Genomic DNA, 26,872 nt, shown 5'->3' on the forward strand with positions numbered 1-26,872 from the left:
GTCACACCTCTCCGAGTATTTACCGAACATCCTCGGCCGAGCGTAACGAATTGCGGGCATATTCCAGGGGAGGCATTCCGATCTCGGCGGCGAACTCCCGGGAGAAATGTGCTTGGTCGAAATAGCCGAGTTCCACGGCGAGCGCGGCCAAATCCGCGGTGCGGCCTTTGGCGAGCAGATCGGCGCCGTCTTGCAGCCGGTAGCGGCGCAGCACCCATTTCGGCGCGGCGCCGACATAGCGGCGGAACAGGCGCTGCAGGGTGCGGACCGGAATATCGAAACGTTCGGTGATCTGGTCGACGCGGGTGAGGTCCGGGTCCTCGGCCATGGCGGCGATGATCCGGAGCACCTGCTCGTAGGCCGGGTCCGCCCGGGTGGCGCGGGGCGCGAGATAGTCCTCGACGAGGAGGCGGCGCTGTTCGTCCGTCGGCGCGGCGAGCACCTGGCCGGTCAGGTCGGCGGCGTCGGGAAACACCTCGGTCAGGTCGACCACGCGGTCGCGCAGCGTCCCGACATCCAGACCGGTGCACGCGCCGAAGCCGCCCGCCCGGAACCGGATCCCGAAAGTCTCTCCCGCGCCGGATAATTCGCGTATGTACTTGGTGGTGCACACGCCGTTGACGAAGCCGCCGACCCGGGCGTTGTCGCGTTCGAAGGTGACGTTCACGCACGGGAACGACAGCACCTCGGCGGCATAGGGCGGCTTGCCGCGCAGATCCCAGCGCACCGACCAGTACCAGTCGACGAAGGCCGCGACGCCCGGGCCCGCGGCCAATCGGTTCAGCGTGCGGTGGCGCGCCTGCTCCGCCGGGTTCAGGATGCCCTTGACGCCCTCGAGCGGTGCGGTCGCCGGCGTCCACTTCGGCATTACCGCGCCCGCCGATCGTGGTGTCGCATTCTTACAAGACCATTTTCCGGCCGCTGCGCAGACTTGTCCGCATGACGAACACAGTGAATCCGATCCCCGCCGACTACCATTCGATCACCTGCTTCCTCGCCGTCGCCGACGCGAACAAGGCCATCGAGTTCTATACCGCCGTGTTCGGCGCGGAAGTCATCAGCCGCAACGACCTGCCCGACGGACAGGCCGCGCACGCCGAACTGAAGATCGGCGACTCCACCCTCCAGATGGGGATGCCCATTCCCGACAACGGCGTCCAGGCCCCGAACGGCGAATGGGTGCACACCTCGGTCGTGCACTACTGCCCCGATGTCGACGCCACCATCGCCCGCGCCCGCGACCACGGCGCTCGCACCGCCGAAGAGCCGCAAACCTTCGTCACCGGCGACCGTTTCGGTGTCGTCATCGACCCGTTCGGCCACCGCTGGGCGGTCATGACCCGGGTCGAGGACGTCCCGCGCGCGGAAGCCGAGCGCCGTGTCAACGAGTGGATGGCGCAGCAGAGCTGACCCGGGCCAGGTCACGCTGATCCTCAACTCAGGCCGGCGGCGTCCATGCCGCGGAGCTCCTTTTTGAGATCGGCGATCTCGTCGCGGAGGCGGCCCGCCAATTCGAACTGCAATTCGCGGGCGGCGTTCATCATCTGGGCGGTCAGCTCTTTCACCAGATCGGCCAGTTCGGCCCGGGGCATCGCCTTGATGTCGCGGCCTTCGTAGACTCCGGCGCTGACGGCGCGTCCCGGCTCGCCCTGGGCGCGCCGGCCGCGGCTGGCGTTGCGGCCGGAACCGCCGACGGCGACCTCGGAATCGTCGGCCTCCTGATAGACCTGATCCAGGATGTCGGCGATCTTCTTGCGCAGCGGCTGCGGGTCGATGCCGTTTTCCTCGTTGTAGGCCACCTGTTTCGCGCGCCGGCGATCGGTCTCCTCGATGGCGTGCTGCATCGAGTCGGTGATCTTGTCGGCGTACATGTGCACTTCGCCGGAGACATTGCGCGCGGCGCGGCCGATGGTCTGGATCAGGCTGGTGCTGCTGCGCAGGAAGCCTTCCTTGTCGGCGTCGAGGATGGCGACCAGCGAGACCTCCGGCAGGTCGAGACCCTCGCGGAGCAGGTTGATGCCGACCAGCACGTCGTATTCGCCGAGGCGCAGCTGGCGCAGCAGCTCCACGCGGCGCAGCGTGTCGATCTCGGAGTGCAGGTAGCGCACGCGCACGCCGAGCCCGAGCAGATAGTCGGTGAGATCCTCGGCCATCTTCTTGGTGAGCGTGGTGACCAGCACGCGTTCGTCGCGCTCGGAGCGCTGGCGGATCTCGTGCAGCAGATCGTCGATCTGGCCCTTGGTAGGTTTGACGACGACCTTGGGGTCGACCAGACCGGTCGGGCGGATGACCTGCTCGACCACTTCACCGCCGGCCTGACCCAGCTCGTACGGGCCGGGCGTAGCCGACAGGTACACCGTCTGCCCGATCCGGTCGGCGAACTCCTCCCAGGTGAGCGGGCGGTTGTCGATGGCGGACGGGAGCCGGAAGCCGTATTCCACCAGGTTGCGCTTGCGCGACATGTCGCCTTCGTACATGCCGCCGATCTGCGGCACGGTGACGTGCGACTCGTCGATGACGAGCAGGAAGTCGTCGGGGAAGTAGTCGATCAAAGTCGCGGGGGCGGATCCGGCGGGGCGGTCGTCGATGTGGCGCGAGTAGTTCTCGATGCCGGAGCAGAACCCGACCTGCCGGATCATCTCGATGTCGTACTGGGTGCGCATGCGCAACCGCTGCGCCTCCAGCAGCTTGCCCTGGCGTTCGAATTCGGCCAGGCGCTGCTCGAGTTCGGCCTCGATCTCCTTGACCGCCTTCTCCATCCGCTCCGGACCGGCCACATAGTGGGTGGCCGGGAAGATGCGCAGCCGATCCACCTGCCGCACCACATCACCGGTGAGCGGGTGCAGATAGTAGAGCGCCTCGATCTCGTCGCCGAAGAACTCGATGCGGACCGCCAGCTCCTCGTAGGAGGGAATGATCTCGACGGTATCGCCGCGGACCCGGAACGAGCCGCGCGCGAAGGACATGTCGTTGCGGGTGTACTGCACGTCGACCAGCAGCCGGAGCAGCGCGTCGCGATCGATCTCGTTGCCCACCTCGAGCGCCACCGACCGGTCCAGATAGGACTGCGGCGTACCGAGACCGTAGATGCACGACACCGAGGCGACCACCACCACATCGCGCCGCGACAGCAGGCTCGAGGTGGCCGAGTGCCGCAGCCGCTCGACATCGTCGTTGATCGAGCTGTCCTTCTCGATGTAGGTATCGGTCTGCGCGATATACGCCTCGGGCTGGTAGTAGTCGTAGTACGAGACGAAGTACTCGACCGCGTTGTTCGGCAGCATCTCGCGCAGCTCGTTGGCCAGCTGCGCGGCCAGCGTCTTGTTCGGCGCCATCACCAGGGTGGGCCGCTGCAATTTCTCGATGAGCCAGGCCGTGGTGGCCGACTTGCCCGTGCCGGTGGCGCCCAGCAGCACCACGTCGCGCTCACCGGCGGTGATCCGGCGTTCCAGCTCGGCGATGGCGGCGGGCTGGTCACCGGCCGGTGTGAGATCGCTGACCACCTCGATCCGTGCGGCGGAGCGCTCGATCTCTCCGACCGGGCGGAATTCCGAATGCGCGAGCGGCGGCTGACCCTCAGCGGGAATCTCGGTAGCGAAAGCCATGCGTCCAGCGTAAGCGCAGCCACCGACAAGTTTCGCGGCCCGGCGGCGCCCGTTCCGGGACCGGTCACGGCCCGATAGCGACCCGGCAGCAATCGTTGCCCGAAATGACTGATGCAGCAACGTAATTGACAGCCGAACCGAAATGTTCAGGGCCGCTCGCACCGGGCACTCCAGGAGTAGCCTGATTGCTTGTCGAATCCCCGGGGTGAAGGAGCCGCCATCATGAGCGCTCTGCTTCCACTGCTTGTCGGTATACCTACTGTGACCGGCGTCGCCGGCTACCTGGCCAGAGGGATGCGCGCCCCGGCCGTCGCGCACCTGCCGCAGGCCGCCCCGCCGGGCCCGGCACCGGCTGCCCGTAGACCCAGCGTCGAATACTTCGACCTCGCCGACCTCACCACCGTCGACCCCCGGGGCTTCGTCCGCCAGGTCGAGACCTTCCGCGCCGAATCCTGGGGCCTCTATATGGCCCGCGTCGTCGCCGGGACCCAGTTCCTGCAATCCTGGCTGCTCCCGGAGCTCGCTGTCCGGGTCGATCTGATCCACCCGCGCCTCGGCCATCACCGCAGCCTGGACTACCACCTCGACATCGGCGAGTACGGCCCGACCGGCCCGCGCCGTTGGAGGGCGGCCAACCACTACCTCGACATCGTCGTCCGGCACGGCCGCTCGGCCGAACTGCGCGGCATCGGCAACCTGCTCGCGGCCCACGCGGCCGGGGTGATCAGCACCGAACAGGCCCATCGCGCGCTCGATCGCGCGGCCGCCGCCCTGGACGGCCTGGCCGCCTGCGACCACGAGGTGGAACGCTGGCTCGCGGCGCACGGGGTCACGCTGACCTGGCTGTAATCCGGCGAATTCCCGCGCTCCACTCGACGGGGAGCGCGGAACGGTAGATTCTGGGTGCATGACACAGGCACCGGCAGTGGACTTGCACCCGCCCAAGGTCGAGTACTTCGACCTCGCGAGCCTGACCAACACGGACCCCAAAGGGTTCGTCCGCGAGGTCGACAGCTATCAGGTGGCGCCCTGGGGCCTGTACATGGCGCGCTCCTCCGATCACGTGGAATTCCACTACATCGAGTCCTGGCTGCTGCCGGAACTGTCCCTGCGCGCCACCGTCTTCCATTACAACCCGGCGCATCAGCGCGACCAGGACTACTACCTGGATCTCGGCGAGTACAGCCAGGTCGGCGCGCAGCGCTGGAAGTCGGTCGACCACTACCTCGATATCACCGTGCGCACCGGACGCGACAGCGAACTACTCGACGTCGACGAGCTGCTGGCCGCACACGCCGCCGGCTACCTCGAGCTGACCGAGGCACAGGCCGCGATCGAACACGCCGCCGTCACCATGGACGGCATCGCGGCCAACGGCTATTCGCTGGAACGCTGGCTGGCCGGTCAGGGCATCGAGCTGACCTGGCGCTGACTCAGCGCAGCCGCTCGTAGGCGGCGTCGAACCAAGGTTCCTTCACGCCGTAATAGGCGTCGGCGGCCGCCGCGCCGGACAGCCCGGCCGCCTTGGCTTCGGCCTCGCGCTTCAGCTCGAGGTATTCGGCGCGGGCGGCGGCGTCCGAGCGCAGCCAATCGCGGAATTCCAGCGCGAACCGTTGCCCCGGTGCGCCTTCGGCGCGGAGATGGACATTAACCGGACGGCCCGGATCGGCACTGCCGTGCAGCCTTTTCGCCCACAGCTCGCGGTCGGTGCCCGCGGGGTCGTTCGCGGTCGGCTTCGGGTTGTCCGACGTGATGTGGTCCTTGCGCGGAAAACCGGCCTCCGCCAACGTGGTTCGCAGTTCATCGGCCGCCGCGAGATCGGCGACGGTGATCTGGATATCGATCACGTCCTTGGCGTCGAGGCCGGGCACCGCGGTAGACCCGATGTGGTCGATCCGCTTCGCCCCGGCGCCGCAGGCGACCCACAGCCGCGCGATGATCCGCTGCGCCTGCGCCGCCCAGTCCGGGTCGGCGGGCACCAGCCGCAGCGCGCCCTTCGCCGTGATCCCGGTGCGCTTGTTCCGCTCGAAGGGCACCAGCCGCTCGTCCCAGAGCCGGTGCACCACGGCGTCGATCTCGCCGGGCGCACCGTTGTTGTCCAGCAGCACATCCGCGACCGCGCGCCGCTGCTCGTCGGTGGCCTGGGCCGAAATCCGCGCGCGCGCATCGATTTCCGGCACACCACGGAATTCGACGAGCCGGCGGATCCGGGTTTCGGCCTCGACATCGACCACCAGCACCAGATTCATCAATGGCGCGAGACCATTCTCGACCAGCAATGGAATATCTTGCACCAGAATCGCATCCGGCGCCGCGGCGGAAATCAATTCGCCGGTTCGTTTACCCACCAATGGATGCGTGATGGAATTCAACGTGTTGCGGGATTCGTCGTCGGCGAAGGCGCGCGCGGCCAGGGCGGGGCGGTCCAGACTGCCGTCCGCGGCGAGGATGTCGTCGCCGAACGCCGCCACCAGCGCGGCCAGGCCCTCGGTTCCGGGTGCTACGACCTCCCTGGCGATCACATCGGAATCAATGAGCACCGCGCCGCGTTCGGCCAGAATCCGCGCCACCGTCGACTTGCCCGCTCCCATGCCTCCGGTGAGGCCGATCCGCAACATCGGACCAGTCTCGCATACAGCTAACCCTTGCTCGATCCGTGACGCCCCCGAGACCAATTCGCAACATTTTCGGCAGAAGTGGCCTCCGACCCGCGAACTTTCCGACACGCCATGGCAATTACTTCCGCAAAATACTCTGACAGACCCATTTCTTCGGCTAATCTTCGGCGCAGGCGATCCAGGCCAGAGAACCAGCTAGCAAAGGAACACCATTGGGCACCAGAATCCACCAGACGGGTCGCCACCGTTTGGGTATGGCCGGGGGCGTGCACTGCACCCAGATCCCCGCCGTCGCGGCCGCTCTCGCCGAGCATCGCCGTCCTTGGTACACCGCACTGCTCAGTCCCGCCCGGCACAGCTTCGCCGCTATGCGCAAGCGCTCCACCGCCGCGGTCTACTGGGCCCCGGCACCCGCTACCGCCAGCTGAGGCGACTTCGGCACGCTGCGTAGGAAAGTGCGCCACACCAGCGCCGCGGTCGTGCCGAAGCCCAAGCACAATCCCAGCCAGATACCAGGTCCACGCCAATCCAGTCCGTAGCCGAACAAGGCCATCGCGGGTATTCCGACGGCGAAGTAGCCGATCAGCGTATTGCGAAGTCCCGCTTTGGTATTGCCGATTCCGCGCAGCAGTCCGATGCAGAGGTTCTGCGAGCCCTTGCAGTACTGCTGCGCGATCGCGAACCACAGCAGCGCCGAGGCGGCGGCGACCACCGCCGCGTCGTCGTGGTGTGATCCGAGGAACGGCGCGAGCACGGTGCGCGGGAACAGGACGTAGCAGGCGCCGACCAGGGTCATGAAACCGAATCCGAGCGCGAAGGTCCGCTGTGCGAGACCGCGCACCTGGTCGCGCTCCCCCTGTCCGATGGTTCGGCTCACCAGGATCGACGAGCCTTGGGACAGGCCGATATTCACCTGGTACACGATGTAGGCCAGCTGGTTCACGATATTGCTCGCGGCCAGCGCCACCGGCCCGAAACCGCCCATCAGCAGGGTGGCGACCGAGGTGACGGCCGCTTCGGCGCCGTAGGTGAGCGAGATCGGCGTGCCCATCGAGACGATGCGCCGCATGATGTCGCGATCGGCCCGCCAGGCGCGCAGTGAGAGCAGCGCGCCCAGCACCGGGTCGCGACGCACGGTGGACAGATAGGTGAGGCAGGTCCAGAGCTGAACCAGCGTGGTGGACAGGCCGATTCCGGCCAGACCGAGTTTCGGGATGCCGAACCAGCCGAAGAGGAACAGCGCGTTCAACCCGGCATTGACGGCGATGGACAGCAGCGTCACCCGCAGCAGCGACCCGGCGCGGCGCATCCCGACCGCGTACTGGCGCAGCACGTTCAGCCACAGCATCGGGATCAGGCCGGGCGCCAGCGTCCAGATGATCGGGCGGGCCAGGTCCAGGACGGCGGGATCCTGGCCGAGCCAGGCCAGCGCGTACCCGAGCCCGCTCAGGATCAGCGCGCCCGCCACTGCGGTCAGCGTGGCGACGGCCAGCGCCGCACGGAGGTAGCCACGCACCTCCGCCCGCGCCTGGTCATCGAGTTCGCCGGTGCCGGTGCGCTTTTCACCACGGCCGACAGCCGCGGCGACCATATTGCCGACGCCGGTGACCATGCCGACGCACATGGTGCGGATCTGGTTGTAGAGCAGCAGGGCCATACCGCCCGCCGCCACCGCGGCGATACCGAGCAGGCCCATCATCGCCAGATCCACTGTGGTCAGCGCGACCTGGGCGAGCTGGATGCCGGCGATGGGCGCGGCCAGCACGATGATCGCGCGATAGTCGCGGGACCGCTGTGTCAGCTCCGAGAATGTCATGGGTCCTTCAGCTTCCTGTCTTGGCCAGGGCGCGGTCATCGTCGAGCCGGGCGCGGCGCGCGTCGGCGGCGGCCAGCCGCAGCGAGGCGTCGTAGGCGTCGAACATCCGGTGGACACGCTGTTGCGCCGCTTCGGAATACAGCCCGCGCGCCAGCAGCCAGTCCGTGTCGTACACGGTGTCCAGGTACTTCTCCCCCGCGTCGCAGACCAGCACCACCGCCGTGCTGCCCGCGGGCAGCTGCACCAGCCTGCGCAGCGCCGCGAACACCGCCGCACCGGCGGTGCCGCCGATCAGGATGCCGATGCGGCGCGCGACCACCCGCGCGGTGGCGAACGCGTCCACGTCACCGACCTGACAGGCCTCGTCGATGGCGTCGTACTTCACGTTGCCGCCGACGGCGAACCCGGCGGGGCTGCCCGCGCCGGTCTGCCAGTACCGCCCGGCCGGTCCGCCGAAGATGATCGACCCGGCGGGCTCGATGCCGATCGCCCGCACCCGGGAACCCAACCGGCGCAACTCTTCCACTGTGCCGCACAGGGATCCGCCGGTGCCGACCGCGCCGACCAGATAGTCGACGTCGGTGGTCAGGTCGGTGCGCAGCTCGCCCGCCAGCTCGCGGTAACCGGCGTTGTTGTGCGGATTGTTGTGCTGGTCCGGGCGATACGCGCCGGTCGCCGCGGCGATCTCCGCGGCGACCCGGCGGCGCTCGACCGTACTCGGGCCGCCGGTGTCCGCGTCGTCCACCAGAACCAGTTGGGCTCCCATCGCTTTCATGGCACGCAGCTTGTCCGGCGCCGCATGCCCGTCGACGACGGCGGTGAAGGTGTAGCCGCGTTCCAGCGCCATCAGCGCCAGACCCGTCCCGGTGTTGCCGGAGGTGGGCTCGACGATCTGCCCGCCGGGGCGCAGCGCGCCGTCACGTTCGGCCTGCAGCACCATCTCCCGCGCCATGCGCACCTTGGCCGAGCCGGTCGGGTTGAACTGCTCCAGCTTGAGCAGCAGCCGGCTGCCCGCGCCGGTGCGGGTCAGTTCGAGCAGTGGTGTGGCGCCGATCAATTCGGAGGCGTGCCGGACCACGTTCTCCCGGATCCGGGGCAGTCGCGTCACCGGTCCAGCCTCCAGGTCAGGCGGTCGCCGTCCGCGGTGACCACCACCTTCGGCGGCAGCGGCAGTTGATGGAATTCGCTTTCGTTCTTATCCATTTGATATCCGGCGGTGTTCGGGTACAGCAGCAGATCACCGAATTGCGGAGGCTGCGGGAAAATGATCTTGCGCCAGGTGAGCATGTCGTATTCCATGCAGCTGGAGCCGCCGACGCAGGCGGCGACCGGAACTGCGGCGGCATCGGCGTTGCGCGGCAGCAGAATTGGATCGGGCAGGAATTCGCTGCCTTTCCATTGTTCGGACACGCTCATGCTCAGTCCCTGCACGGTGGTGATTCCGTGGTCGGCATGGCGTTTGAAACCGAGCACCGGGAAAGCGGTGAAACCGGCGTCGATGAGCAGGGCCCGGCCGGGTTCGAGGAACAGTTCGATGTCGTTGGCGCGCAGGTGGCCGGCCAGGGGGCGGCCGTCGAAGCCGGTCCCGAGGATCGCGTCGAGCATGGCCGCGCCGTTGGGCCCCTGGGCGTAGGGATAGAACTTCTCGAACCGCTTGCCCGCGTGGAACAGCTCTTCGCCGCCGGTGAATCCCGCCCAGTCCTCCGGGCTCAGGTAGCTGCACGCGAAGCCGCCGCCGAGGGAGATCGCGGAGATCGGATGGCCCTGGGCTTTCGCTTTTGCGCACAGGGCGATCAGGTCGTAGGCGAGTTCGGCGCGCGGTCGCACCTGGTAGCCGTCGAGATGGAAGGAGAAACCGATCAGGTCGACCGCCGCCAGGTGTCCGCACCTGGTGACAGCTTGTCGCAGGTCGGTTTCCGACAATCCGAACCGGCTGTGCGGAGCGTTGGGCGGCAAGCAGCGCAACAGGATTCGCACCCGGCCCGCGGTCTCCGCGATAGTCGCCAGTCTTTCGAGCTCGTCGAGTGCGTCGACGGCCACCACGCAGTCGTGCCGGGCGGCGAGCCGCAGCAACCCGGCGCTCTTCGCCGCGCCGGTCACACCGATGTCGCGACCCCGCACCCCGTGCGCCAGCGCGTGCACCAGCTCCGGTTCGCTCGCCACGTCCACCGAGCCGTCGGCGTCGGCGACCACGTCGAGCCAGCAGCCCGCCTTGTTCGCCTTCTTGCCGTAGTAGACGCGGCCCGGAATCCGGTGCGCGGCAAGCACTTCTTGGAAGGACCGCAGGTTCTTCTCGAACTGCCGCGGGTAGACGATATGGAACGGCCCGCCGACGGCTTGGTGGATGCCGAACAGGAAGCCCGGCTCGGACCTGACCCGTCGCTGCCACTCCTGTTCCAGCGCGGGCAGTTTCACCAGTTCAGTGCTCAGGTCCACAGTTCGACCCGCTGTCCGCGTCCGGCCGCCACCGCACGGGTAGCCAGCGCGTGCGCCACCGGAATGTCGGTGATGATCATCCCGCTGGAGAACGCGAAGACTCGGTTGTCGTCGGTTCGCCGCCCGGGCGCGCGGCCCGCGATAACCTCCGGCAGCTCGGCATCGATCCGGACCTCGCCGCCAGGGCCTGCCAAACGCGTTCCGGTGACGCCCAATTGGCCGGTGCTGGTCGCGATCGCGTAATCCGCCTGCCGTAGCGCCCCGCTCTCCACGCCTTTGCTCGCCACGGAAATGAGCAGGCCACCGGGCCGCAGCCAGTCGGTGCGCACCTTGGGGTGCGCCGCCCGCCCGGACGCGACGACGACGATGTCGGATTCGGCCGCCGCGGCGGGCACGTCGTCGACCAGTTCGATCTCGCGCTCCGGGAACCAGCGCCGCATGGTGGAAATGCTCTCGGCGATTCCGTCCGGATGAGTGCCGAACAGCCGCAGTTTTTCCAACCCCGGCAGCGCGGTCGCCAAGTACGGCAACGTATTCCGCCCCTGCACCCCGGTGCCGAGCATCAACGCGCTCGTCGCGCCCGGGCGCGCGCAGTGCTTCGCGGTGATGGCCGTGGTGGCCGGCGTCCGCGCCGCGCCGACCCGCTGACAGTCCATGAACGCGAACGGCAGCCCTGTCACGTCGTCATACAAACTGATTGTCGTGTAGTACTTCTCGGCGCTCTCGCTGCCCTGGCGATAGGAGGTCTTGAACCCGATCTGCTCCAGCGAGCCGTCATATCCGAGCATCGAATACGACACCGCGTCCCGCTCGGCCTTCGGAATCGGCATCATCAGCTTGACCGGGCAACGCGAATCCCCGTGCGCGAAGGCCAGATACGCCTCTTCCACGAGATCGATCACTTCGGCGGGGGTGAGTTCGACATCCTCCAGATCGGTCCGGGTCAGTACGTGCATGGCTTGGGTCATAGCCCAGCAGCGTAGGCTTACCGACAATGATTGTCAGTACCAAGGTGATCCACGCCATAGGCGGCTCAGTGCACGGTGGCGGAACCGGCCAGTGCCTCGTACACCCAGTTGTGGGCTCGCCCGATGGTGACTCGGTCGCCGAGAACCTGATCCGTCAAAGCCCAATAGCGGTGAATCCGGTGGTCGTCGTCGGTGGCGCCGGTCAGCAGTCGCGCCCGGAAGCGGCGGGAGTCGCGTTCACCGCGCGCGCCCGCGTGGGCGTTGACGAAGCCATCGAGTTCGCTGCCCTGGTTCGGGCGCGCGCCCTCGCAGATCCGCGTCACCACGTCGCACATGACGTCGCCCATCTCGACAAAGAGGCCATGGCAGTCTCGGATCAGATCCGGCCGATGCCGCCAGAATTGCTGTCGCACAACACTGTCCATGTCGCCGTCGGCGACGAGAGCAGTCAGCTCGGCGTACGCGACGACCTCGTCCACCGCGGGGTCGGCGGGCGGTTCCGGGACATTTCCGCACAGCCACATCGCCACATCCCCATGCGGCAGCGGCGCAAGCACACGACGCCAGAACCGCACGAGGCAATCGTGCGCCACCGCGCCGTCGTGCGCGGCGGCGAGCACGGTCAGACGCGCGGCGCGCTGGTCCGGCGCGGCGGTCTCGACCGCCCGGAGTGCCGCCCGCCGCCACGCCAGCGACCGGAATTCGACGTCGAGGCGCGCACTTTCGACGGCGATGGCCTCCGCCAGCGACCGCTCGCCGCGCAACACCTCGGTGATCGCGCTCAGACCGAGGCCGAGCGCGCGCAATCGGCGGATCAGCAGCACTCGCTCGGTCGCGGCCTCCGCATCGAACATTCGATGCCCGCCCGCGCTGCGGCGCGACTCCAGAATGCCTTCGTCGCAGTAGAACCGGATCGTCCGTACCGCGAGCCCGGCGCTGCGCGCCAGCTCCCCGATACTCATCAACGCGCCGGCTTGTGTGTCTTCTGTCACAACCTGTTGAACCTCCACCCCGGTGGAGCTCCTAGCGTAATGGCGTACCGGACAAGTGATTACACAGGAGATCGATTCGTGGCTACCACTGAGGAAGAAATCGTCGCCGGCATCGCGGAGATCGTCGAGGAAGTGACGGGCATCGAGGCCGACGAGGTGACCGTCGAGAAGGCCTTCGTCGAGGACCTCGACATCGACTCGTTGTCGCTGGTGGAGATCGCCGTGCAACTCGAGGACAAGTATGCCGTGAAGATCCCCGACGAAGACCTGGCGAGCTTGCGCACCGTCGCCGACGCGGTCGTCTACGTGCAGAAGATGGAGGCCGAGCAGCCGCAGCTGGCCGCGGAGATGGAGGCGAAATTCAAGGAAGGTCAGGGGAATTGATCGCCGACACCCACCTGAATCCAGCCGCGATCGAACTCGGCAGCTTCTTCCCGCAACCCACCCGAGCCGTGTGGCGCGCGTTGACCGAGCCGGACCTGCTGGAGCGGTGGCTGCTTCGACCGACCGGGTTCGCCGCCGTGACCGGAACCCGCTTCCGGTTCACCGTCCCGGACGCGACGATCAATGAGATCGTCTGCGAGGTGCTCGTGGCCGAGCCGTGCGAGCGGCTAACTCACAGCTGGAATTATCCGCAATCCGAGTATCCCGCCCGGTGGATTGTCGACTGGAGGCTGTGGCCGCAGGGTCGCGGTACCCGGCTGTTGTTGACGCAGACAGGTTTCGATATCGCGGACCGTCGGCAGAAGATGGCCCGCAATGCCATGGAACGCACCTGGAAGCGCAACCTCCTGCCGCGACTCGGCGACGTGATCTGCCGCTGAGGGGAGCCAGGACTGCCGCGGCCGGAGGCTACTGAGGGTCCGGCTGCGACGGTGCGCCGTTGCGGTCGGAACCCTTTGCCGCCGACCAGGATTCGACGACCGCGCCGATTTGGGTAAGCAGCGTGGACACCGCCGTGAGGTCGCCGCCGATCTGATAGGACCTCAGTTCCGCCGGTTTGGGCAGTTTCGCGACGATCTCCGGGAGGCCGTCAACCAGCTGGGACTGGAGGTTGGCCGCGTTCTGGGTGTTCGCGGTGTCGACGCGGACGCGGTCCCGTTCCAGGGCGAGCAGTTCGCCGTTGTGCTGGGCCTGCGATTCGGCGGCGGCGCGGGCCAGCTTGCCGTCCAGCTCCTGACTCTGCAGTTCCAGTCGGCGGCGCAGATTTTCGACCTTCTGGTCGTGCTGTTCGCGTTCCAGGCGCAGGGCGTGCAGCGCGGTCTCCTGGGCGAGGTCGGCGACGGCGCGCTGGTCGTCGTGCTCGCGGGTGGTGCGGCGCAGTTGCTCGACGGTCTCGCGGTCGAAGCGAGCGGCTTCGTTGCGGGCGCGCAGTTCGGCGAGTTCGCGCTCGTTCTCGATGCGGCGCTCCTCGGCGGACCGATGCGCGGCCGTTTCGCGGGCCGAAATGACTTCCTGTGCGGCGAGTTCCGCGAGCCGGGCGATCTGGTTCTGTTCGCTGCGGTAGGGCTTCTGCAGGTTCTCCCACAGCGTGGAGGAGCTGACCACCGCCTCCTTGATCTGCACGGTGACAATGCGCAGCCCTAGGCCCCGATCGCCGTGCCCGTTGCCCGAGGCGTCCGCCGACCCCTCGGCGACCGCGCGCAGCCGCGCGGTCAACTCCTCGATGATCGGCTGTTTGTCGCTGAGCACGTCACGCACGCCCATCGTGGACACCTTGTCCTTGATGGCGGCCTCGGCCTGCTCGCGCAACTGGATGTTGACCAGCCGCATGGGATCCTCCGGATCGGAGAAGTCCAGTTTGCGGTACGCGGTCGCGAAATCCTCGATGATCCACTGCACGTACCCCTGCACCAGCACCCCCTGCAACTCACTGCAGATGCAGTAGGCGTTGATCAGGATGGTCTGCATCGCGCCCGGCACCACCAGGTAGGAATCGGTGGCCGGATTGAACCCGAACGACACGCCCAGCCCGATGTGCATCGGCTCGCTGCGCCCCCGGCGGGTATGCACCACAAAGGCATTCGGCGGCACCAGCACCGTCTGCCACCGCCAGAACCCGGTGACCCGGACCTCCACCGGCCCGGCCCCCTCCCCCGTCTGCGTCCCTCCGACCCGGTCCGCGCGCTTGGCCAGCGCCCCGCGCGGCGCGGGCGCACCCGGCGCGGCCGGCGGCAACGGCGGCACCGGCTTGCGCGTCCGCAGATCATCCTCGAGCGCCGCCGACTGCGCTACCACCTGGTCGAGATACGTATTCTTGCCCGGATTGCTCCCCATGGGCGCACACTACCCGGCAAAGAACTCCTGCCCCAAGGGATTTCAGCCCCGCCCGGCGATCAGAGCCCCAGCGAGCGCACCAAGTCGAGCATCTCGGCGTGATAGAGCTTCGCTGGGTCCTGGGATTGCGGGCGGAGGTGACCGTAGACCTCCAGGGCGACGAGGCCGTGCATGCGGCCCCACATGCGCAGGGCGAGGGCGAGGCCCGCCGGAGGCAGGTCCGGGAATTCCTCGCGCACGTGGTCGGCCAAGGCCGGATCGAAGTCGGGCCAGTCCGCGTTGCCGATGGTCTGGGACTTGACGGCGTGCGGCCAAGCCGCGGACGCCAGGCCTACCAGACCGTTGCAGGCGCGCATTTCCGCCGTGCGGGCGGGGCCGCCCGGGGGCGGTTGATAGCCCAGCACCGGGTCGCCGTAGATCAGGCGGAAGCCGGCGGGGTTTTCGATGGCCCATTCACGGACCGTGGTGCCCCAGGCGATGATCCGCGCGGCCGGATCCGCTTCGGGGATGGCATCGCGCGCGGCTTCCACGCGGTCCACCAGCGTGGTGTAGACGTCCGAGATCAGGACGGTGATCAGGTCGTCGCGGGTGGCGAAGTAGCCGTAGAGCGCGCCGGCGGTCATGCCCATTTCGCGGGCGATGGCGCGCAAAGTCACTGCGTCCGGGCCGCTTTCGGCCAGCAGACGCAAGGCGATCGCCTTGATTTCCTGGGTGGCCTCGGCCCGGAGGCGTTCACGACGGCTCTGCACTTCCTGCACCACGGTTGACACTCTACAGCGTTTGACTACTATCGGCCGTGCACATACTGAACACCGTGTAGTAAATGAACCGCATGTAGATCGAGGAGCATCATGAAGATCGGAGTGTTCGGCGCTACCGGGGTCATCGGGACCCGCGTAGTAGCCGAGGCGCATCGGCGCGACCATCAGGTCACCGCGTTCGCGCGGGACGCGAGCCGGTTTCCGGCCGTCCCCGACGGCGCGACCTGGCAGGTAGCCGACTGGCTGGACGCCGGCACCATCGCCGGCGCAATCGACGGCTTGGACGTGGTGATCAGCGCGGTGAACGCCGGCCACGGTATCGACGACACGATCGCGAACGCGCAGAATTTCGTGAACGGGGCGCGTGCGATGGTTCGCGCCCTGGAACAGCATCCGGAGATCCGGCTCATCGCCGTCGGCGGCGGCGGCAGTCTGGAGGTCGCACCGGGCCGTCAATTAGTCGACACCGGAACGGAATTCACGCAGATCCTCACCGATGTGCTGGGCGTTCCCGCCGAATACCGCACGGTGGTGCTCGCCCTGCGTGAAGCCTTGAACGTCTACCGCCTGTCCAACCGCCACTGGACCTACCTGAGCCCCTCCTCGGGTCGCATCGATCCGGGCCCGCGCACCGGCCGGTACCGCGTCGGCGGCGACCAGATGCTTCCGGGCGAGGCCGACATCTCCGCCGAGGACCTCGCGGTCGCCTTGCTCGACGAAGCGGAGAACCCGCGCTACCTACAGCGCCGCTTCACCGTCGCCGCCGCCTGAAAAGCCCGAAGGCCCCGATCCATCGGATCGGGGCCTTCGAGTTGGTGCTGGTGAACTCAGGCGTTGCCGGAGAGCTTCTCCCGCAGAGCCGCCAGCTGCGCGTCGCTGGCCAGCGAACCGCCGGCCGACTCGGTGCTGCTGGAGGAGGAGGAAGCCTGCGAACCGCTCTCGGAGGAGTAGTTGCCGGAGGCGGTGCCGTTGGCGGCCTCGGCGGCGGCGTCGGCCGCCATCTTCTCCATCTGAGTGGTGTGCATCTTGTGGCGACGCTCCGCCTCGGCGTAGCGGCCTTCCCACTCTTCGCGCTGCTTGTCGAAGCCCTCGAGCCACTCGTTGGTGTCGGGATCGAAGCCCTCGGGGAAGATGTAGTTGCCCTGGTCGTCGTAGCTGTCGGCCATGCCGTACTTCGACGGGTCGAACTCGGCGTGGTAATCCTCGTTCGCCTGCTTCAACGACAGCGAGATCCGGCGACGCTCCAGGTCGATGTCGATGACCTTGACCATCGCGTCGTCGCCGACGGCGACAACCTGGTCCGGGACCTCCACGTGGCGCTCGGCCAGCTCGGAGATGTGCACCAGGCCCTCGATGCCCTCTTCGACGCGCACGAAGGCGCCGAACGGAACCAGCTTGGTGACCTTGCCCGGGACGATCTGGCCGATCGCGTGGGTGCGGGCGAACTGACGCCACGGATCTTCCTGGGTCGCCTTGAGCGACAGGGAGACACGCTCGCGGTCCAGGTCGACGTCGAGAACCTCGACGGTGACCTCGGTGCCGACCTCGACAACCTCGGACGGGTGGTCGATGTGCTTCCAGGACAGCTCGGAGACGTGCACCAGGCCGTCGACGCCACCCAGGTCCACGAAGGCACCGAAGTTGACGATCGAGGAGACCACACCCTTGCGGACCTGGCCCTTCTGCAGCTGGTGCAGGAACTCGCTGCGGACCTCGGACTGGGTCTGCTCGAGCCAGGCGCGACGGGACAGGACCACGTTGTTGCGGTTCTTGTCCAGCTCGATGATCTTGGCCTCGATCTCCTTGCCGACGTACGGCTGGAGATCGCGGACGCGACGCATCTCGACGAGGGAGGCGGGGAGGAAGCCACGCAGGCCGATGTCCAGGATCAGGCCGCCCTTGACGACCTCGATGACGGTGCCCTTGACGGCCTCGTCCTTCTCCTTGAGCTCCTCGATGGTGCCCCACGCACGTTCGTACTGCGCCCGCTTCTTCGACAGGATCAGACGACCCTCTTTGTCCTCCTTGGTGAGGACGAGAGCCTCGACCTCATCGCCCACGGAAACGACCTCGTTCGGGTCGACGTCGTGCTTGATGGAGAGCTCGCGGGAGGGGATGACGCCTTCGGTCTTGTAACCGATGTCGAGCAGGACCTCGTCGCGGTCGACCTTGACGATGGTTCCTTCGACGATGTCGCCGTCGTTGAAGTACTTGATCGTGGCGTCGATGGCGGCGAGGAAATCCTCGGCAGAGCCGATGTCGTTGACGGCTACCTGCGGCGAGGTGACGGTGGTGGGCATGTGTCGGTTTGCTCCGGACGGATTGTGGTCGGTTGCGGACATTGGAACTTTCGGTACGCTGCGTTCTCACCGCGACGATGCGACGACGGACACAAAGGAACGTACCGCAAACCCCACTCGTGAAACTCAGCACGGGCTCTGTCGTTACTCAGTACTCTGTAACCGTCGATGGATCGTTACTTCCGGGACAGGCACACAGCAAGGCACAAGGAACTCGCGACGTTCAGCGTACGCGACCTTGGTCGGCGCGGGCAAACCGGTGCGCCCGCCACGCCGGGATATGGTGACGGCGTGTCGGAAGATCGCCATGCGCAAGCAAACGCACTGCTAGGAACCACGGGGACCACTCGCACCCGAATCGGCTCGGCCGACAGTCAGCGCGCGAGCCGCCGATGGTGGGACGCCGACGCCGATCAGTATCACCAGACGCACGCCGACTTCCTGGGCGTGGACTCCCCCGGCGGCGAGTTCGTCTGGTGTCCGGAGGGGTTACACGAGGGTGACATGCACCTCCTCGGCGACATCACGGGCAAGCGGATCCTGGAGATCGGCTGCGGCTCGGCGCCCTGCTCGCGCTGGCTGGCCGGGCACGGCGCCCATCCGGTCGGCCTGGATCTGTCCGGCAAGATGCTCGAACGCGGCCTGGCCGCCATGGCCGCGGGCGGTCCCCGGGTCCCGCTGGTCCAGGCGGGCGCCGAAGCCCTGCCGTTCGCCGCGGCCTCCTTCGATCTGGCCTGCTCCGCGTTCGGCGCGGTGCCCTTCGTCGCCGACTCGGCCCAGGTGATGCGCGAGGTCGCCCGGGTGCTGCGACCGGGCGGGCGCTGGGTGTTCTCCGTCAACCACCCGATCCGCTGGATCTTCCCCGACGACCCGGGCCCCGCCGGTCTCACCGCCGCCATCCCCTATTTCGACCGCACGCCCTATGTAGAGGTCGACTCCGAGGGCGAACCCACCTACGTCGAACACCACCGCACCCTCGGCGACCGGGTCCGCGAGATCGTCGCCGCCGGATTGCTCGTCACCGACATCATCGAACCGGACTGGCCGGAATGGCTCGACCGGGAATGGGGGCAGTGGAGCCCGCTGCGCGGCGAGCTCTTCCCCGGCACCGCCATCTTCGTGACCGAAAAGCCGGCCTGAGGGCCAGGCCGGCTTATTTCTGTTTCGGTTCGCGCCCGGCCTCTTTCAAGGCCCGGCGGAGCGCGTATTCGATTTGGGCGTTGATGCTGCGGAGGTCGTCGGCCGCCCATTTGGCCAGGGCTTCATGGACGGCCGGGTCGAGCCGCAGCAAGAGCTTCTTGCGTTCGGCGGGCATGAGCCGACCTCTAGTTGTAGAGGGTGCCGGTGTTGACGACGGGCTGGGTCGCTCGGTCGCTGCAGAGCACTACCAGGAGGTTGGAAACCATGGCGGCCCGGCGTTCTTCGTCGAGTTCGACGAGGTTCTGCTCGGCGAGTCGATCCAGGGCCATGCCGACCATGCCGACGGCGCCCTCGACGATGCGCGCGCGGGCGGCGACGACCTGGTTGGCCTGCTGGCGGACCAGCATGGCCTGGGCGATCTCCGGGGCGTAGGCGAGGTGGGTGATGCGGGCCTCCAGGACCTCGATGCCCGCCAGCTCGGTGCGCTCACGCAGTTCGACGGTGAGTTCCTCCGCGACCTCGGCGCCGTCACGCAAACTGGTGCGCTCGTCGTCGTGGGCGTCGTAAGGGTGGGTGGTGGCGAGGTGGCGAACCGCGGCCTCGGACTGGGTCTCGACGTACTCCTCGTAATCGTCGACCGAGAACGCGGCCTTGAAGCTGTCGAAGACCCGGTAGACGACCACGGCGGCGATCTCGACCGGGTTGCCGTCGGCGTCGTTGACCTTCAGCTTCTGGGTCTCGAAGTTCCGCACGCGCAGCGAGATGCTCTTGCGATCGGTGAGCGGGACCGTCGAGTAGAAGCCGGGTTCGCTGATCGAGCCGATGTAGCGGCCGAAGAACTGCACCACCTTGGCCTCGTTCGGGTTCACGATGGTGAGCCCGGTGGCCAGGAACAGCAGCACGACCACGACGACGCAGGCCGCGATGGCCGCGACCAGGGCGGGCACGTTGCCGTCCTTGGCGGAGACGAAGCCGAAGGCCGCCACCGCGCCGAAGAACAGGGTGAGCACCAACCAGCCCACCAGCACCAGGAAGCCGTTGATATGGAAAGCGGACCTGAGTTTCATGACATCCTCCGGGTATCAAAGTGATATCACGAAGATAGCAGGCATCCGCGTCACCGTCTACCGGCAGTGGCCAGCCGGCAGGCCTCGATATAGCCACGAACCAGGGGGCGATGGTCGTCGCGACGCCAGGCCAGGGCGAGTTCGCTCGGCCTGATGCCACGGACCTCGCGGACCACGACACCGTCGTGCGCGATCAGCGGCGCGTTGCCGGTGGCGAGCAGGACCACGCCGTCGCCGTTGAGAACGGACTCGTAGGTCTCCTCGGCGCTGGCGACCTCGCCGCCGATGATCGGCGGGCGCCCGTCGCGGGCGTCCAGAGCCAGCCAGTAGTCGCGCAGGACACCCGCGGTTTCCGGGAGGGCCAGGAACGGTTCGCCGAGCAGGTCGCCGAAATCGACGGTCTCGCGCCGGGCGAGCCGATGGGTTTCCGGCAGCGCGACCATGCGCGGTTCCTGCGCGACCACGAGCCAGTGGTACCGCTCACCGCCTTCGAGCGGCAGCCAGACGAAGGCCACATCGGCGCTCGCGTCCGCCAGGCCCGCCGTCGGATCGGCCCAACCCACTTGGCGCAGAATGGCTTTGGCGTTCGGATAGGTCGCGCCGAACCGGGATCGGACCGCGGGCAATATGCCACGCCCCGGACTGGTGCTGATGCCGACGGTGAGCGTGGCAGCCTGGGCCGTCTTCGCGGCCTCGACCGCGGAATGCGCTGCACCCCAAGCCGAAAGCACCTGCCGGGCGTGCGGCAGCAGCGCCTCGCCCACCGCGGTCAACTGGACCGACCGCCCGTCGCGCACGAACAGCGTTGCGCCCAGCTGCTTTTCGAGCATGCGGATCTGCTTGCTCAGCGCGGGCTGAGACACGAACAACCCTTCAGCCGCGCGGGTGAAGTTCAACTGCTCCGCGACCGCGAGGAAATAACGCAGATCTCTGCCGTGCACATCCATAACCGATGGTTATCACAACAGGTATTGGACGACAACCGTTTTCAACAGTGATGCTGGTTCTCGTACAGCGACGAGCTAGGAGAACCTGATGAGCAACCCCAAGATCTGGCTGGTGACCGGCGCGAGCAGCGGCTTCGGCCGGGCCATCGCGCAGGACGCGATCAACGCCGGCGACACCGTGATCGCGGTCGCCCGGCGCACCGCGGCGCTGGACGATCTGGTCGCCGCCCACCCCGATCAGATCGAGGCGATCAGCCTCGACGTCACCGACACCGCGCGCATCGACGAGGTGGTCGCCGATGTGGTGGCCCGGCACGGGCGGATCGACGTGCTGGTCAACAACGCGGGCCGGACCCAGGTCGGCGCGGTCGAGGAGACCACCGAGGCCGAACTGCGGCAGCTGTTCGACCTGCACCTGTTCGGCCCGGCAGCCCTGACCAAGGCGGTGCTGCCGCACATGCGGGCGCAGCAGGGCGGGGCGATCGTGCAGATGAGCAGCATCGGCGGGCAGTTGTCTTTTGCGGGATTCGGCGCTTACAGCGCAACGAAATTCGCGCTGGAGGGACTGTCCGAAGCGCTGGCCGACGAGGTGAAGCCGTTCGGTATCAAGGTGCTCGTGGTCGAGCCCGGCGCCTTCCGGACCGGCTTGTTCGGGCCCGGCGCAGCGTATTTCAGTGCCGAGAATCCGGTCTATGACGCGACCGCTGGTGCGACCCGGCGGATGGTGCAGGAAGGCGACGGCACCCAGCCGGGCGATCCGGCCAAGGCCGCCGCCGCGATCCGCGCGGCGCTGGAGGCGGAGCACACGCCGCTGCGGTTGCCGCTCGGCGAGGATTCGGTGGATGCGATTCTCGGGCACCTGGATTCGGTGCGGGACGAGGTGCACGAGTGGGAAAAGGTCACGCGTGCCACCACTTTCGACGACGAATGACAGCAACGGAGGACCTGATGAACGAGCTTCGCAACAATGGATCCCGGCATGCACCGGCAGAACAGCTGAGGTCGCCGGGACGTCGGCTAGGTAGGTTGCTTCCGGCAGTGCTGGTCGCAGTCGCGTTGCTCGGCATCGCCTGTAACCAGACCGACAGCGCGGCAATGCCTTCGACCGCGGCGGCCGCGCCCGCCCACCAGTTCCCCGGACATACCAGGCTCGATCAGCTCGTCGGCGAATGGACCGCCGAGAAGCAGACATTCGTGGCGGGCGGAACTCCGGAGAACCCGTTGGTCGCGCGCGATGTGGTGTCGCGGTGGCGGTGGATCACCAAGACCGGCAACAACTTCCTCCAGGAAGAGGTGGAGGGTGTGCAAGGTGACCGGCCGTACTACCGACTCGGCATGCTCGGCTACTCCCCCACCGACGACCGGTACGAGTGGACCACCGTGGACAACGTGACGCCGATGATGATGATCTACCGGGGCGCGAAAGCCAGTGGCAGCGCTGGCGAGATCACGATGACAGGCAATTTCACCGATCCCGGGATCGCCGGTCACCCCGGCGCGACCATCCCGATGCGGACGGTGATCAAGCTGGAGTCGGACGACCGCACGGTCATGGAGATCTCTTTCACCCCGCCGGGTGAACCGGAACGGTTGATCGACAGGGTCGTCCTCACCCGCCGCGGATAGGTAGTTCTGGGCGCACCCGCCGCCGGCAGCATGGCCGCACAGCGTTCGCCAGCCGGTAACGGAGCGGGCCATCTCTCCGCGGTAGGACATAGCTTGTCGTCCAACTCTGAGCGACAACTTTCGTGTCGACGAAAGGTTGTCGCTCAGAGTTGGACGACTACGATCCCCGTCTCCAGAGAGGCCAGCTAATAACTAGACAACGAGTTCAGCGGCGGCGATCCGGAAGTTCAGCTCGGCCGGATGTTGCGATTGAAGCGGAACATGTTGTGGGGGTCGTACTGCTGCTTGAGTTCGGTCAGGCGAGCGTAGGTTTTCGCGTCGTACCCCGCGCGAGTTTGCGCTTCGTCCGCGGCCGCACCCGCGCCGTAGAGAAAGTTCAGGCTGTGGCCGATGGTCCACGGCGCCAGGGCGGTTCGGATCGCCGCGAGGCTCGCCGGCGAGGCGGTCCCGTCACTCATCGCGATGGCGCGGACGACATGGGTCGCCGCACGGTGGTCGACCGCGGCGCCGTTGGGGCTCGGCTCGGCGAGCGCGCCACCGAGGTGCCGGATGTCGAGCACCACCTGCATCGGTCGACCCGGACCGGCTACGGAAAGCAAGGCGGACAACGTTTCCGGAGTCAGCTCGGAGAGCATCGCGTTGGTGGCCGCGTACCCGTGCGGGTGGTCCGGATCGCTGTGAATGGTGTGCGATTCGGTGTACGGCATCTCGCGCAGGTCGTCCTTCAACCGGTCGCCCACCGCACGCAGCGGAGCCACCAGCCGCTCCCCCTCCTCGCGAGAGCCGTTGAACGCCACCCGGATCGAGGCCACGAACCGGCCGCGCATCGGCTCCGGCACCTGCGGGATATCCGGGAAGGCGAGCATCGCGATGGTCGAGGTTAACTGCTCGGGCACCGTGGCGGTCCACTCGCGCCACGCCCGCAAGGCCGGTTCGACCAGCGGGGTGTCGAACATCAGCTGCCCACCGTAGACGGTGGTCACCGGCACCAGATCCACTTCCAGCGCCGTTACGACACCGAAGTTGCCGCCGGTACCCAGCACCGCGCCGAAGAGCTCGTCACCGGGTGTCAGGGTGCGCATCCGGCCGTCGGCGGTGACCAGTTCGATCTGCCGGACGTGATCAGCGGCGTATCCGAATTCCCGTGCCAGCAAACCGATTCCGCCGCCCAGGTGGTAGCCGACCACACCGACCGACGGCGAGGACCCGTTCAGCGGCGCGAGCCCGTGCTCGGCGGCAGCCCGGATCAGATCCCCGGCGGGCACACCGGCGGCGACCCGCGCGGTCCGAGCCTGGGCATCGATGCTGATCTCGGTCATCCGGCGGGTGCTGATCAGCACGCCGCCGCCGTCGGCGGGCACGGACAGCCCGTGCCCGGTGGCCTGCACCGCGACCGGAAGCTCGTGGCGCGCGGCGTATTCCACCGCAGCCCGGACGTCCTCAGCATGCCGGGCCGCGACCACTACGGCGGGCCGATGCGTGTAGGCGGTCTGGAAGCCCGCGAGCTCCTCGTCGTACCCGGCGTCGCCGAGCCGGAAGATCACGCCGGCCTCAGAGCTGATGAATTGCTTTGCGTTTCCCATGTCTTCGACCTTGCTCCGCACCGAGCAAGAAGTACAACAGATGGTTTGTATCGCAGCTAGAATCATTAGTTATGGAACTGCGTCAGCTCCGCTATTTCGTCACGGTCGTGGAAGAAGCCAGCTTCACGCGCGCCGCAGCGCGCCTGCACCTCGCCCAGCCGGGCCTCAGCTCCCAGATCCGGCAGCTGGAACGCGAGCTCGGCCAGCCGCTGCTGGAGCGCGGATCCCGGTCGGTCACGCCCACCCCGGTCGGCGCGGCGGTGCTCCCGCATGCTCGCGCCGCACTGGCCGCCGTCGAACAGGTCACCGACACCGTCGACGAATTCACCGGCCTGTTGCGCGGGCAGGTCCGCCTCGGCTCCGTCTCCGGTATCGCGGGTGAGATTTTCGATCTCGCCGCGGTGCTGGCGGCGTTCCACTCCGACCACCCGCAGGTCGGCATCAGCCTGAGCGAACACACCTCCGAGGAGATGCTGGACGCACTGCGGCACGGCGACCTGGACATCGCGCTGATCGGCTTGCCCGGCACCGCACTCGACGCGACGTTCGGCGTCGACATCGTGCTCGACACCACGGTGGTCGCCGCGGTCGCACCGGACAGCGAGCCGTCCCGCACCCGAATCACGTTGGCGGAGCTGGCCGGGCACCGGTTGATCTGTTTGCCCCGCGGCACCGGCTTGCGCAGCGTCTTCGAACACGCCTGTGCCACAGCCGGTCTCGCGCCCGAGGTTGCCTTCGAGGCCGCCAATCCCGCGGTCCTGCTGCAACTCGCGTCGCATGGCCTCGGCACCGCCGTGGTGCCCGAGCTGATGGCGGAAGAAGCGGCCGAATTCGGTGTCCGCACACTGGAGATCACCGATCCGCACCTGCACGGTCAACTCGCGCTGGTCTGGCGGCGCGATCGCCCCGGCAATCCGGCTACGAAAGTTCTGCTGGGGCAGATGCGTATCGCGTTCAGCCGGTGAACGACTGTGGACCGGCCCGAGGGACCGGTCCACAGTATCGATCAGGGCGGCGACTACAGCAGCCGCGACAGGAACGACTTGGTGCGCTCGTGCTTCGGATCCGCCAGGAGCTCACGCGGAACACCCGATTCGACGACCACGCCGGCGTCCATGAACACCAGCTGGTCGGCGACCTCGCGGGCGAAGCCCATCTCGTGGGTCACCACGACCATGGTCATGCCGTCGGCGGCGAGTTCCCGCATCACCTGGAGCACCTCGCCGACGAGTTCGGGGTCCAGCGCCGAGGTCGGCTCGTCGAACAGCATCAGCTTCGGATCCATCGCCAGCGCTCGCGCGATGGCGACGCGCTGCTGCTGACCGCCGGAGAGCTGGGCGGGGTAGGCATTCGCCTTGTCCGCCATGCCGACCCGGTCCAGCAGTTCCTTCGCCTTGGCGATCGCGTCGGCCTTCTTGACCTTCTTCACCTGGGTCGGCGCTTCGATGATGTTCTCCAGCGCCGTCCGGTGCGGGAACAAGTTGAAGTGCTGGAACACCATGCCGATATCGCGCCGCTGCTTGGCGGCCTCGCGCGGGTGCAGCTCGTAGAGCTTGTCGCCCTTCTGCTGGTAGCCGACGAGGTCGCCGTCGACGTAGAGCCGGCCGGCGTTCACCTGCTCCAGGTGGTTGATGCAGCGCAGGAAGGTGGACTTGCCCGAGCCCGAGGGCCCGATCAGGCACAGCACCTCCCCGCGGCCGACCTCCAGCGAGATGCCCTTGAGCACCTGCAGCGCGCCGAAGTTCTTGCACACCCGGTCGGCGACAATCATGGGTTCGCTCATTTCGCCTTCTCCACCGGGCCCTGGGCGTCGGCCAGTTCCTGCAACTGCTTGGCGGTCAACTGCCGGGAGATACCCCGCGAGTAGTACCGCTCCAGGTAGAACTGCCCGACCATCAGCACGCTGGTGATCGCCAGATACCAGGCCGCGGTGACCAGCAGCAGCGGCACCGGCTGGGCATTGACGCTGGAGATGTCGCGGGCCCGCCCGTAGAGGTCGGTGGTCAGCGGCAGCGCGGTGACCAGCGAGGTGGTCTTCAGCATGCCGATGAGCTCGTTGCCGGTGGGCGGAATGATCACCCGCATCGCCTGGGGCAGCACGGTCCGCCGCATGGTCTGGGTCCAGGACATGCCGAGCGCCACCGAGGCCTCGCGCTGTCCCTCACCCACGGAATTGATGCCGGCGCGGACGATTTCGGCCATGTAGGCGGCCTCGTTCAGACCGAGGCCGATGACCGCGAAGAGGAACGCGGCCTGCAACTCCTGCACATTGAAATCGACGAACGACGGCCCGAACGGAACGCCCAGGACGATGTGCTGGTACAGCGACGGGAACAGGCCCCAGAACACCAGCTGGACGTACACGGGGGTGCCGCGGAAGACCCAGAGATACACCCAGGCGACCGAGCGGAGCACCGGGTTCGGCGACAGCCGCATCACCGCGAGCACGATGCCGAGCAGGATGGCCAGCGCCATCGACAGCACCGTCAGTTCGAGGGTGACCAGCGCGCCGTCGAGGATGCGCTTATCGAACAGGTACTTCCCGAAGGTGTTCCACTTGTACTCCTCCTTCGTCGCGGCGCCGTAGACGAAGAGTCCGAGCAGAACGAGAATCAGGGCCGCGGCGATCCAGCGGCCCGGCCGGCGTAGCGGAACCGCTTTGATCGGTTCCGGCTCTGTGCCCCCACCGTGCCCGGGATCGCCGGGCACGGTGTCGGTTTTCGGGTCGGACATAGA

28 protein-coding genes are annotated in these 26,872 nt (G+C 67.5%); 11 read left to right on the forward strand and 17 right to left on the reverse strand.

The window, feature by feature from the left end; all coding sequences use genetic code 11:
• Nucleotides 1–19 precede the first annotated feature (19 nt).
• Nucleotides 20–868, reverse strand: a complete 849-nt coding sequence (locus AB0M14_RS37035) for an AraC family transcriptional regulator (protein ID WP_365004637.1) — start codon at nt 866–868, stop codon at nt 20–22.
• Nucleotides 869–939: 71 nt separating this feature from the next.
• On the opposite strand from AB0M14_RS37035, the gene AB0M14_RS37040 reads away from it, so the two are divergent.
• Nucleotides 940–1,410 (forward strand): VOC family protein, encoded by a 471-nt coding sequence (locus AB0M14_RS37040; RefSeq protein ID WP_365004640.1) that lies wholly within the window; start codon nt 940–942, stop codon nt 1,408–1,410.
• 23 nt (nt 1,411–1,433) lie between these two features.
• Here the strand turns inward: AB0M14_RS37040 and uvrB are convergent, their stop codons facing one another.
• The gene (gene uvrB / locus AB0M14_RS37045) at nt 1,434–3,605 is read right to left on the reverse strand and encodes an excinuclease ABC subunit UvrB (protein ID WP_365004642.1); all 2,172 of its coding nucleotides are present in this window, start codon (nt 3,603–3,605) and stop codon (nt 1,434–1,436) included.
• A 222-nt stretch (nt 3,606–3,827) separates the two neighbouring features.
• Here uvrB and AB0M14_RS37050 point away from each other — a divergent pair, with 222 nt between their 5' ends.
• Both AB0M14_RS37050 and AB0M14_RS37055 read left to right on the forward strand, forming a co-directional pair.
• Entirely contained in the window at nt 3,828–4,454 is a 627-nt protein-coding gene (locus AB0M14_RS37050; RefSeq protein WP_365004645.1) for a hypothetical protein, read from the forward strand.
• Nucleotides 4,455–4,512: 58 nt separating this feature from the next.
• Complete coding sequence (locus AB0M14_RS37055; RefSeq protein ID WP_365004647.1) at nt 4,513–5,037, forward strand: DUF402 domain-containing protein; 525 nt, start codon at nt 4,513–4,515, stop codon at nt 5,035–5,037.
• 1 nt (nt 5,038) lies between these two features.
• Here the strand turns inward: AB0M14_RS37055 and coaE are convergent, their stop codons facing one another.
• Nucleotides 5,039–6,223, reverse strand: a complete 1,185-nt coding sequence (coaE, locus tag AB0M14_RS37060; RefSeq protein ID WP_365004649.1) for a dephospho-CoA kinase — start codon at nt 6,221–6,223, stop codon at nt 5,039–5,041.
• A gap of 212 nt (nt 6,224–6,435) precedes the next feature.
• Here coaE and AB0M14_RS37065 point away from each other — a divergent pair, with 212 nt between their 5' ends.
• Nucleotides 6,436–6,651, forward strand: a complete 216-nt coding sequence (locus AB0M14_RS37065) for a hypothetical protein (RefSeq protein ID WP_365004856.1) — start codon at nt 6,436–6,438, stop codon at nt 6,649–6,651.
• On the opposite strand, the gene AB0M14_RS37070 is transcribed toward AB0M14_RS37065, so the two are convergent.
• From AB0M14_RS37070 to AB0M14_RS37090, 5 genes are all read right to left on the reverse strand, one after another.
• Nucleotides 6,618–8,039, reverse strand: coding sequence for an MATE family efflux transporter (locus tag AB0M14_RS37070; RefSeq protein ID WP_365004652.1), 1,422 nt, complete (start codon nt 8,037–8,039; stop codon nt 6,618–6,620). The two genes, AB0M14_RS37065 and AB0M14_RS37070, sit on opposite strands and share 34 nt — an antisense overlap.
• A gap of 7 nt (nt 8,040–8,046) precedes the next feature.
• Nucleotides 8,047–9,147 (reverse strand): cysteine synthase family protein, encoded by a 1,101-nt coding sequence (locus AB0M14_RS37075; protein WP_365004654.1) that lies wholly within the window; start codon nt 9,145–9,147, stop codon nt 8,047–8,049.
• Nucleotides 9,144–10,475, reverse strand: coding sequence for an alanine racemase (locus tag AB0M14_RS37080; protein ID WP_365004656.1), 1,332 nt, complete (start codon nt 10,473–10,475; stop codon nt 9,144–9,146). The genes AB0M14_RS37075 and AB0M14_RS37080 overlap by 4 nt, the downstream gene beginning before the upstream one ends.
• The gene (locus tag AB0M14_RS37085) at nt 10,466–11,443 is read right to left on the reverse strand and encodes an ornithine cyclodeaminase (protein WP_365004659.1); all 978 of its coding nucleotides are present in this window, start codon (nt 11,441–11,443) and stop codon (nt 10,466–10,468) included. The genes AB0M14_RS37080 and AB0M14_RS37085 overlap by 10 nt, the downstream gene beginning before the upstream one ends.
• 65 nt (nt 11,444–11,508) lie before the next feature.
• Nucleotides 11,509–12,435, reverse strand: coding sequence for a MerR family transcriptional regulator (locus AB0M14_RS37090; RefSeq protein WP_365004662.1), 927 nt, complete (start codon nt 12,433–12,435; stop codon nt 11,509–11,511).
• Between the two features lie 78 nt (nt 12,436–12,513).
• Here AB0M14_RS37090 and acpM point away from each other — a divergent pair, with 78 nt between their 5' ends.
• Together acpM and AB0M14_RS37100 are read left to right on the forward strand one after the other, a co-directional pair.
• A complete protein-coding gene (gene acpM, locus AB0M14_RS37095; protein ID WP_365004665.1) occupies nt 12,514–12,819 on the forward strand; it encodes a meromycolate extension acyl carrier protein AcpM in 306 nt (101 codons plus the stop codon).
• Nucleotides 12,816–13,259, forward strand: a complete 444-nt coding sequence (locus tag AB0M14_RS37100; protein ID WP_365004668.1) for an SRPBCC domain-containing protein — start codon at nt 12,816–12,818, stop codon at nt 13,257–13,259. The genes acpM and AB0M14_RS37100 overlap by 4 nt, the downstream gene beginning before the upstream one ends.
• Nucleotides 13,260–13,287: 28 nt before the next feature.
• Here AB0M14_RS37100 and AB0M14_RS37105 read toward each other — a convergent pair whose 3' ends face one another.
• Both AB0M14_RS37105 and AB0M14_RS37110 read right to left on the reverse strand, forming a co-directional pair.
• On the reverse strand, nt 13,288–14,712 hold the full coding sequence (locus AB0M14_RS37105) for an SPFH domain-containing protein (protein WP_365004670.1): 1,425 nt from the start codon (nt 14,710–14,712) through the stop codon (nt 13,288–13,290).
• A 59-nt stretch (nt 14,713–14,771) separates the two neighbouring features.
• Nucleotides 14,772–15,473 carry a TetR/AcrR family transcriptional regulator gene (locus AB0M14_RS37110; RefSeq protein ID WP_365004673.1) on the reverse strand — a complete coding sequence of 234 codons (702 nt, stop codon included), beginning with the start codon at nt 15,471–15,473 and terminating at the stop codon, nt 14,772–14,774.
• A 90-nt stretch (nt 15,474–15,563) separates the two neighbouring features.
• Here AB0M14_RS37110 and AB0M14_RS37115 point away from each other — a divergent pair, with 90 nt between their 5' ends.
• Nucleotides 15,564–16,244 carry an NAD(P)H-binding protein gene (locus AB0M14_RS37115; protein ID WP_365004676.1) on the forward strand — a complete coding sequence of 227 codons (681 nt, stop codon included), beginning with the start codon at nt 15,564–15,566 and terminating at the stop codon, nt 16,242–16,244.
• Between the two features lie 56 nt (nt 16,245–16,300).
• Here the strand turns inward: AB0M14_RS37115 and rpsA are convergent, their stop codons facing one another.
• Nucleotides 16,301–17,773, reverse strand: coding sequence for a 30S ribosomal protein S1 (gene rpsA / locus AB0M14_RS37120; RefSeq protein ID WP_365004679.1), 1,473 nt, complete (start codon nt 17,771–17,773; stop codon nt 16,301–16,303).
• Between the two features lie 291 nt (nt 17,774–18,064).
• On the opposite strand from rpsA, the gene AB0M14_RS37125 reads away from it, so the two are divergent.
• Nucleotides 18,065–18,913 carry a class I SAM-dependent methyltransferase gene (locus AB0M14_RS37125; protein WP_365004683.1) on the forward strand — a complete coding sequence of 283 codons (849 nt, stop codon included), beginning with the start codon at nt 18,065–18,067 and terminating at the stop codon, nt 18,911–18,913.
• Nucleotides 18,914–18,926: 13 nt separating this feature from the next.
• Here the strand turns inward: AB0M14_RS37125 and AB0M14_RS37130 are convergent, their stop codons facing one another.
• From AB0M14_RS37130 to AB0M14_RS37140, 3 genes are read right to left on the reverse strand one after another with little or no spacing between them, the layout of a single operon-like run.
• The gene (locus AB0M14_RS37130; RefSeq protein WP_365004686.1) at nt 18,927–19,088 is read right to left on the reverse strand and encodes a toxin-antitoxin system HicB family antitoxin; all 162 of its coding nucleotides are present in this window, start codon (nt 19,086–19,088) and stop codon (nt 18,927–18,929) included.
• Between the two features lie 10 nt (nt 19,089–19,098).
• Nucleotides 19,099–19,980 carry an SPFH domain-containing protein gene (locus tag AB0M14_RS37135; protein ID WP_365004689.1) on the reverse strand — a complete coding sequence of 294 codons (882 nt, stop codon included), beginning with the start codon at nt 19,978–19,980 and terminating at the stop codon, nt 19,099–19,101.
• 50 nt (nt 19,981–20,030) lie between these two features.
• On the reverse strand, nt 20,031–20,927 hold the full coding sequence (locus AB0M14_RS37140; protein ID WP_365004692.1) for a LysR substrate-binding domain-containing protein: 897 nt from the start codon (nt 20,925–20,927) through the stop codon (nt 20,031–20,033).
• An 88-nt stretch (nt 20,928–21,015) separates the two neighbouring features.
• On the opposite strand from AB0M14_RS37140, the gene AB0M14_RS37145 reads away from it, so the two are divergent.
• Together AB0M14_RS37145 and AB0M14_RS37150 are read left to right on the forward strand one after the other, a co-directional pair.
• Complete coding sequence (locus AB0M14_RS37145; RefSeq protein ID WP_365004695.1) at nt 21,016–21,858, forward strand: oxidoreductase; 843 nt, start codon at nt 21,016–21,018, stop codon at nt 21,856–21,858.
• Between the two features lie 107 nt (nt 21,859–21,965).
• The gene (locus AB0M14_RS37150; RefSeq protein ID WP_365004698.1) at nt 21,966–22,553 is read left to right on the forward strand and encodes a DUF1579 family protein; all 588 of its coding nucleotides are present in this window, start codon (nt 21,966–21,968) and stop codon (nt 22,551–22,553) included.
• A 227-nt stretch (nt 22,554–22,780) separates the two neighbouring features.
• Here the strand turns inward: AB0M14_RS37150 and AB0M14_RS37155 are convergent, their stop codons facing one another.
• A complete protein-coding gene (locus AB0M14_RS37155; RefSeq protein ID WP_365004701.1) occupies nt 22,781–24,136 on the reverse strand; it encodes an FAD-binding oxidoreductase in 1,356 nt (451 codons plus the stop codon).
• Nucleotides 24,137–24,207: 71 nt separating this feature from the next.
• Here AB0M14_RS37155 and AB0M14_RS37160 point away from each other — a divergent pair, with 71 nt between their 5' ends.
• A complete protein-coding gene (locus AB0M14_RS37160) occupies nt 24,208–25,101 on the forward strand; it encodes a LysR family transcriptional regulator (RefSeq protein ID WP_365004704.1) in 894 nt (297 codons plus the stop codon).
• Between the two features lie 53 nt (nt 25,102–25,154).
• On the opposite strand, the gene AB0M14_RS37165 is transcribed toward AB0M14_RS37160, so the two are convergent.
• Both AB0M14_RS37165 and AB0M14_RS37170 read right to left on the reverse strand, forming a co-directional pair.
• Nucleotides 25,155–25,907, reverse strand: coding sequence for an amino acid ABC transporter ATP-binding protein (locus tag AB0M14_RS37165; protein WP_365004842.1), 753 nt, complete (start codon nt 25,905–25,907; stop codon nt 25,155–25,157).
• A gap of 8 nt (nt 25,908–25,915) precedes the next feature.
• On the reverse strand, nt 25,916–26,869 hold the full coding sequence (locus AB0M14_RS37170; protein ID WP_365004707.1) for an amino acid ABC transporter permease: 954 nt from the start codon (nt 26,867–26,869) through the stop codon (nt 25,916–25,918).
• Between the last annotated feature and the right edge of the window lie 3 nt (nt 26,870–26,872).

The organism is Nocardia sp. NPDC051832 (assembly GCF_040681285.1).
Lineage (GTDB): Bacteria > Actinomycetota > Actinomycetes > Mycobacteriales > Mycobacteriaceae > Nocardia.

Coding starts and splice junctions, on each gene's coding strand:
- AB0M14_RS37050 (WP_365004645.1), top strand. CDS start 3,828: ATGAGCGCTCTGCTTCCACTGCTTGTCGGTATACCTACTGTGACCGGC.
- AB0M14_RS37035 (WP_365004637.1), bottom strand. CDS start 868: ATGCCGAAGTGGACGCCGGCGACCGCACCGCTCGAGGGCGTCAAGGGC.
- AB0M14_RS37055 (WP_365004647.1), top strand. CDS start 4,513: ATGACACAGGCACCGGCAGTGGACTTGCACCCGCCCAAGGTCGAGTAC.
- AB0M14_RS37085 (WP_365004659.1), bottom strand. CDS start 11,443: ATGACCCAAGCCATGCACGTACTGACCCGGACCGATCTGGAGGATGTC.
- AB0M14_RS37140 (WP_365004692.1), bottom strand. CDS start 20,927: ATGGATGTGCACGGCAGAGATCTGCGTTATTTCCTCGCGGTCGCGGAG.
- AB0M14_RS37130 (WP_365004686.1), bottom strand. CDS start 19,088: ATGCCCGCCGAACGCAAGAAGCTCTTGCTGCGGCTCGACCCGGCCGTC.
- AB0M14_RS37165 (WP_365004842.1), bottom strand. CDS start 25,907: ATGATTGTCGCCGACCGGGTGTGCAAGAACTTCGGCGCGCTGCAGGTG.
- AB0M14_RS37040 (WP_365004640.1), top strand. CDS start 940: ATGACGAACACAGTGAATCCGATCCCCGCCGACTACCATTCGATCACC.
- AB0M14_RS37115 (WP_365004676.1), top strand. CDS start 15,564: ATGAAGATCGGAGTGTTCGGCGCTACCGGGGTCATCGGGACCCGCGTA.
- uvrB (WP_365004642.1), bottom strand. CDS start 3,605: ATGGCTTTCGCTACCGAGATTCCCGCTGAGGGTCAGCCGCCGCTCGCG.
- rpsA (WP_365004679.1), bottom strand. CDS start 17,773: ATGCCCACCACCGTCACCTCGCCGCAGGTAGCCGTCAACGACATCGGC.
- AB0M14_RS37070 (WP_365004652.1), bottom strand. CDS start 8,039: ATGACATTCTCGGAGCTGACACAGCGGTCCCGCGACTATCGCGCGATC.
- AB0M14_RS37145 (WP_365004695.1), top strand. CDS start 21,016: ATGAGCAACCCCAAGATCTGGCTGGTGACCGGCGCGAGCAGCGGCTTC.
- AB0M14_RS37155 (WP_365004701.1), bottom strand. CDS start 24,136: ATGGGAAACGCAAAGCAATTCATCAGCTCTGAGGCCGGCGTGATCTTC.
- AB0M14_RS37135 (WP_365004689.1), bottom strand. CDS start 19,980: ATGAAACTCAGGTCCGCTTTCCATATCAACGGCTTCCTGGTGCTGGTG.
- coaE (WP_365004649.1), bottom strand. CDS start 6,223: ATGTTGCGGATCGGCCTCACCGGAGGCATGGGAGCGGGCAAGTCGACG.
- AB0M14_RS37105 (WP_365004670.1), bottom strand. CDS start 14,712: ATGGGGAGCAATCCGGGCAAGAATACGTATCTCGACCAGGTGGTAGCG.
- AB0M14_RS37160 (WP_365004704.1), top strand. CDS start 24,208: ATGGAACTGCGTCAGCTCCGCTATTTCGTCACGGTCGTGGAAGAAGCC.
- AB0M14_RS37170 (WP_365004707.1), bottom strand. CDS start 26,869: ATGTCCGACCCGAAAACCGACACCGTGCCCGGCGATCCCGGGCACGGT.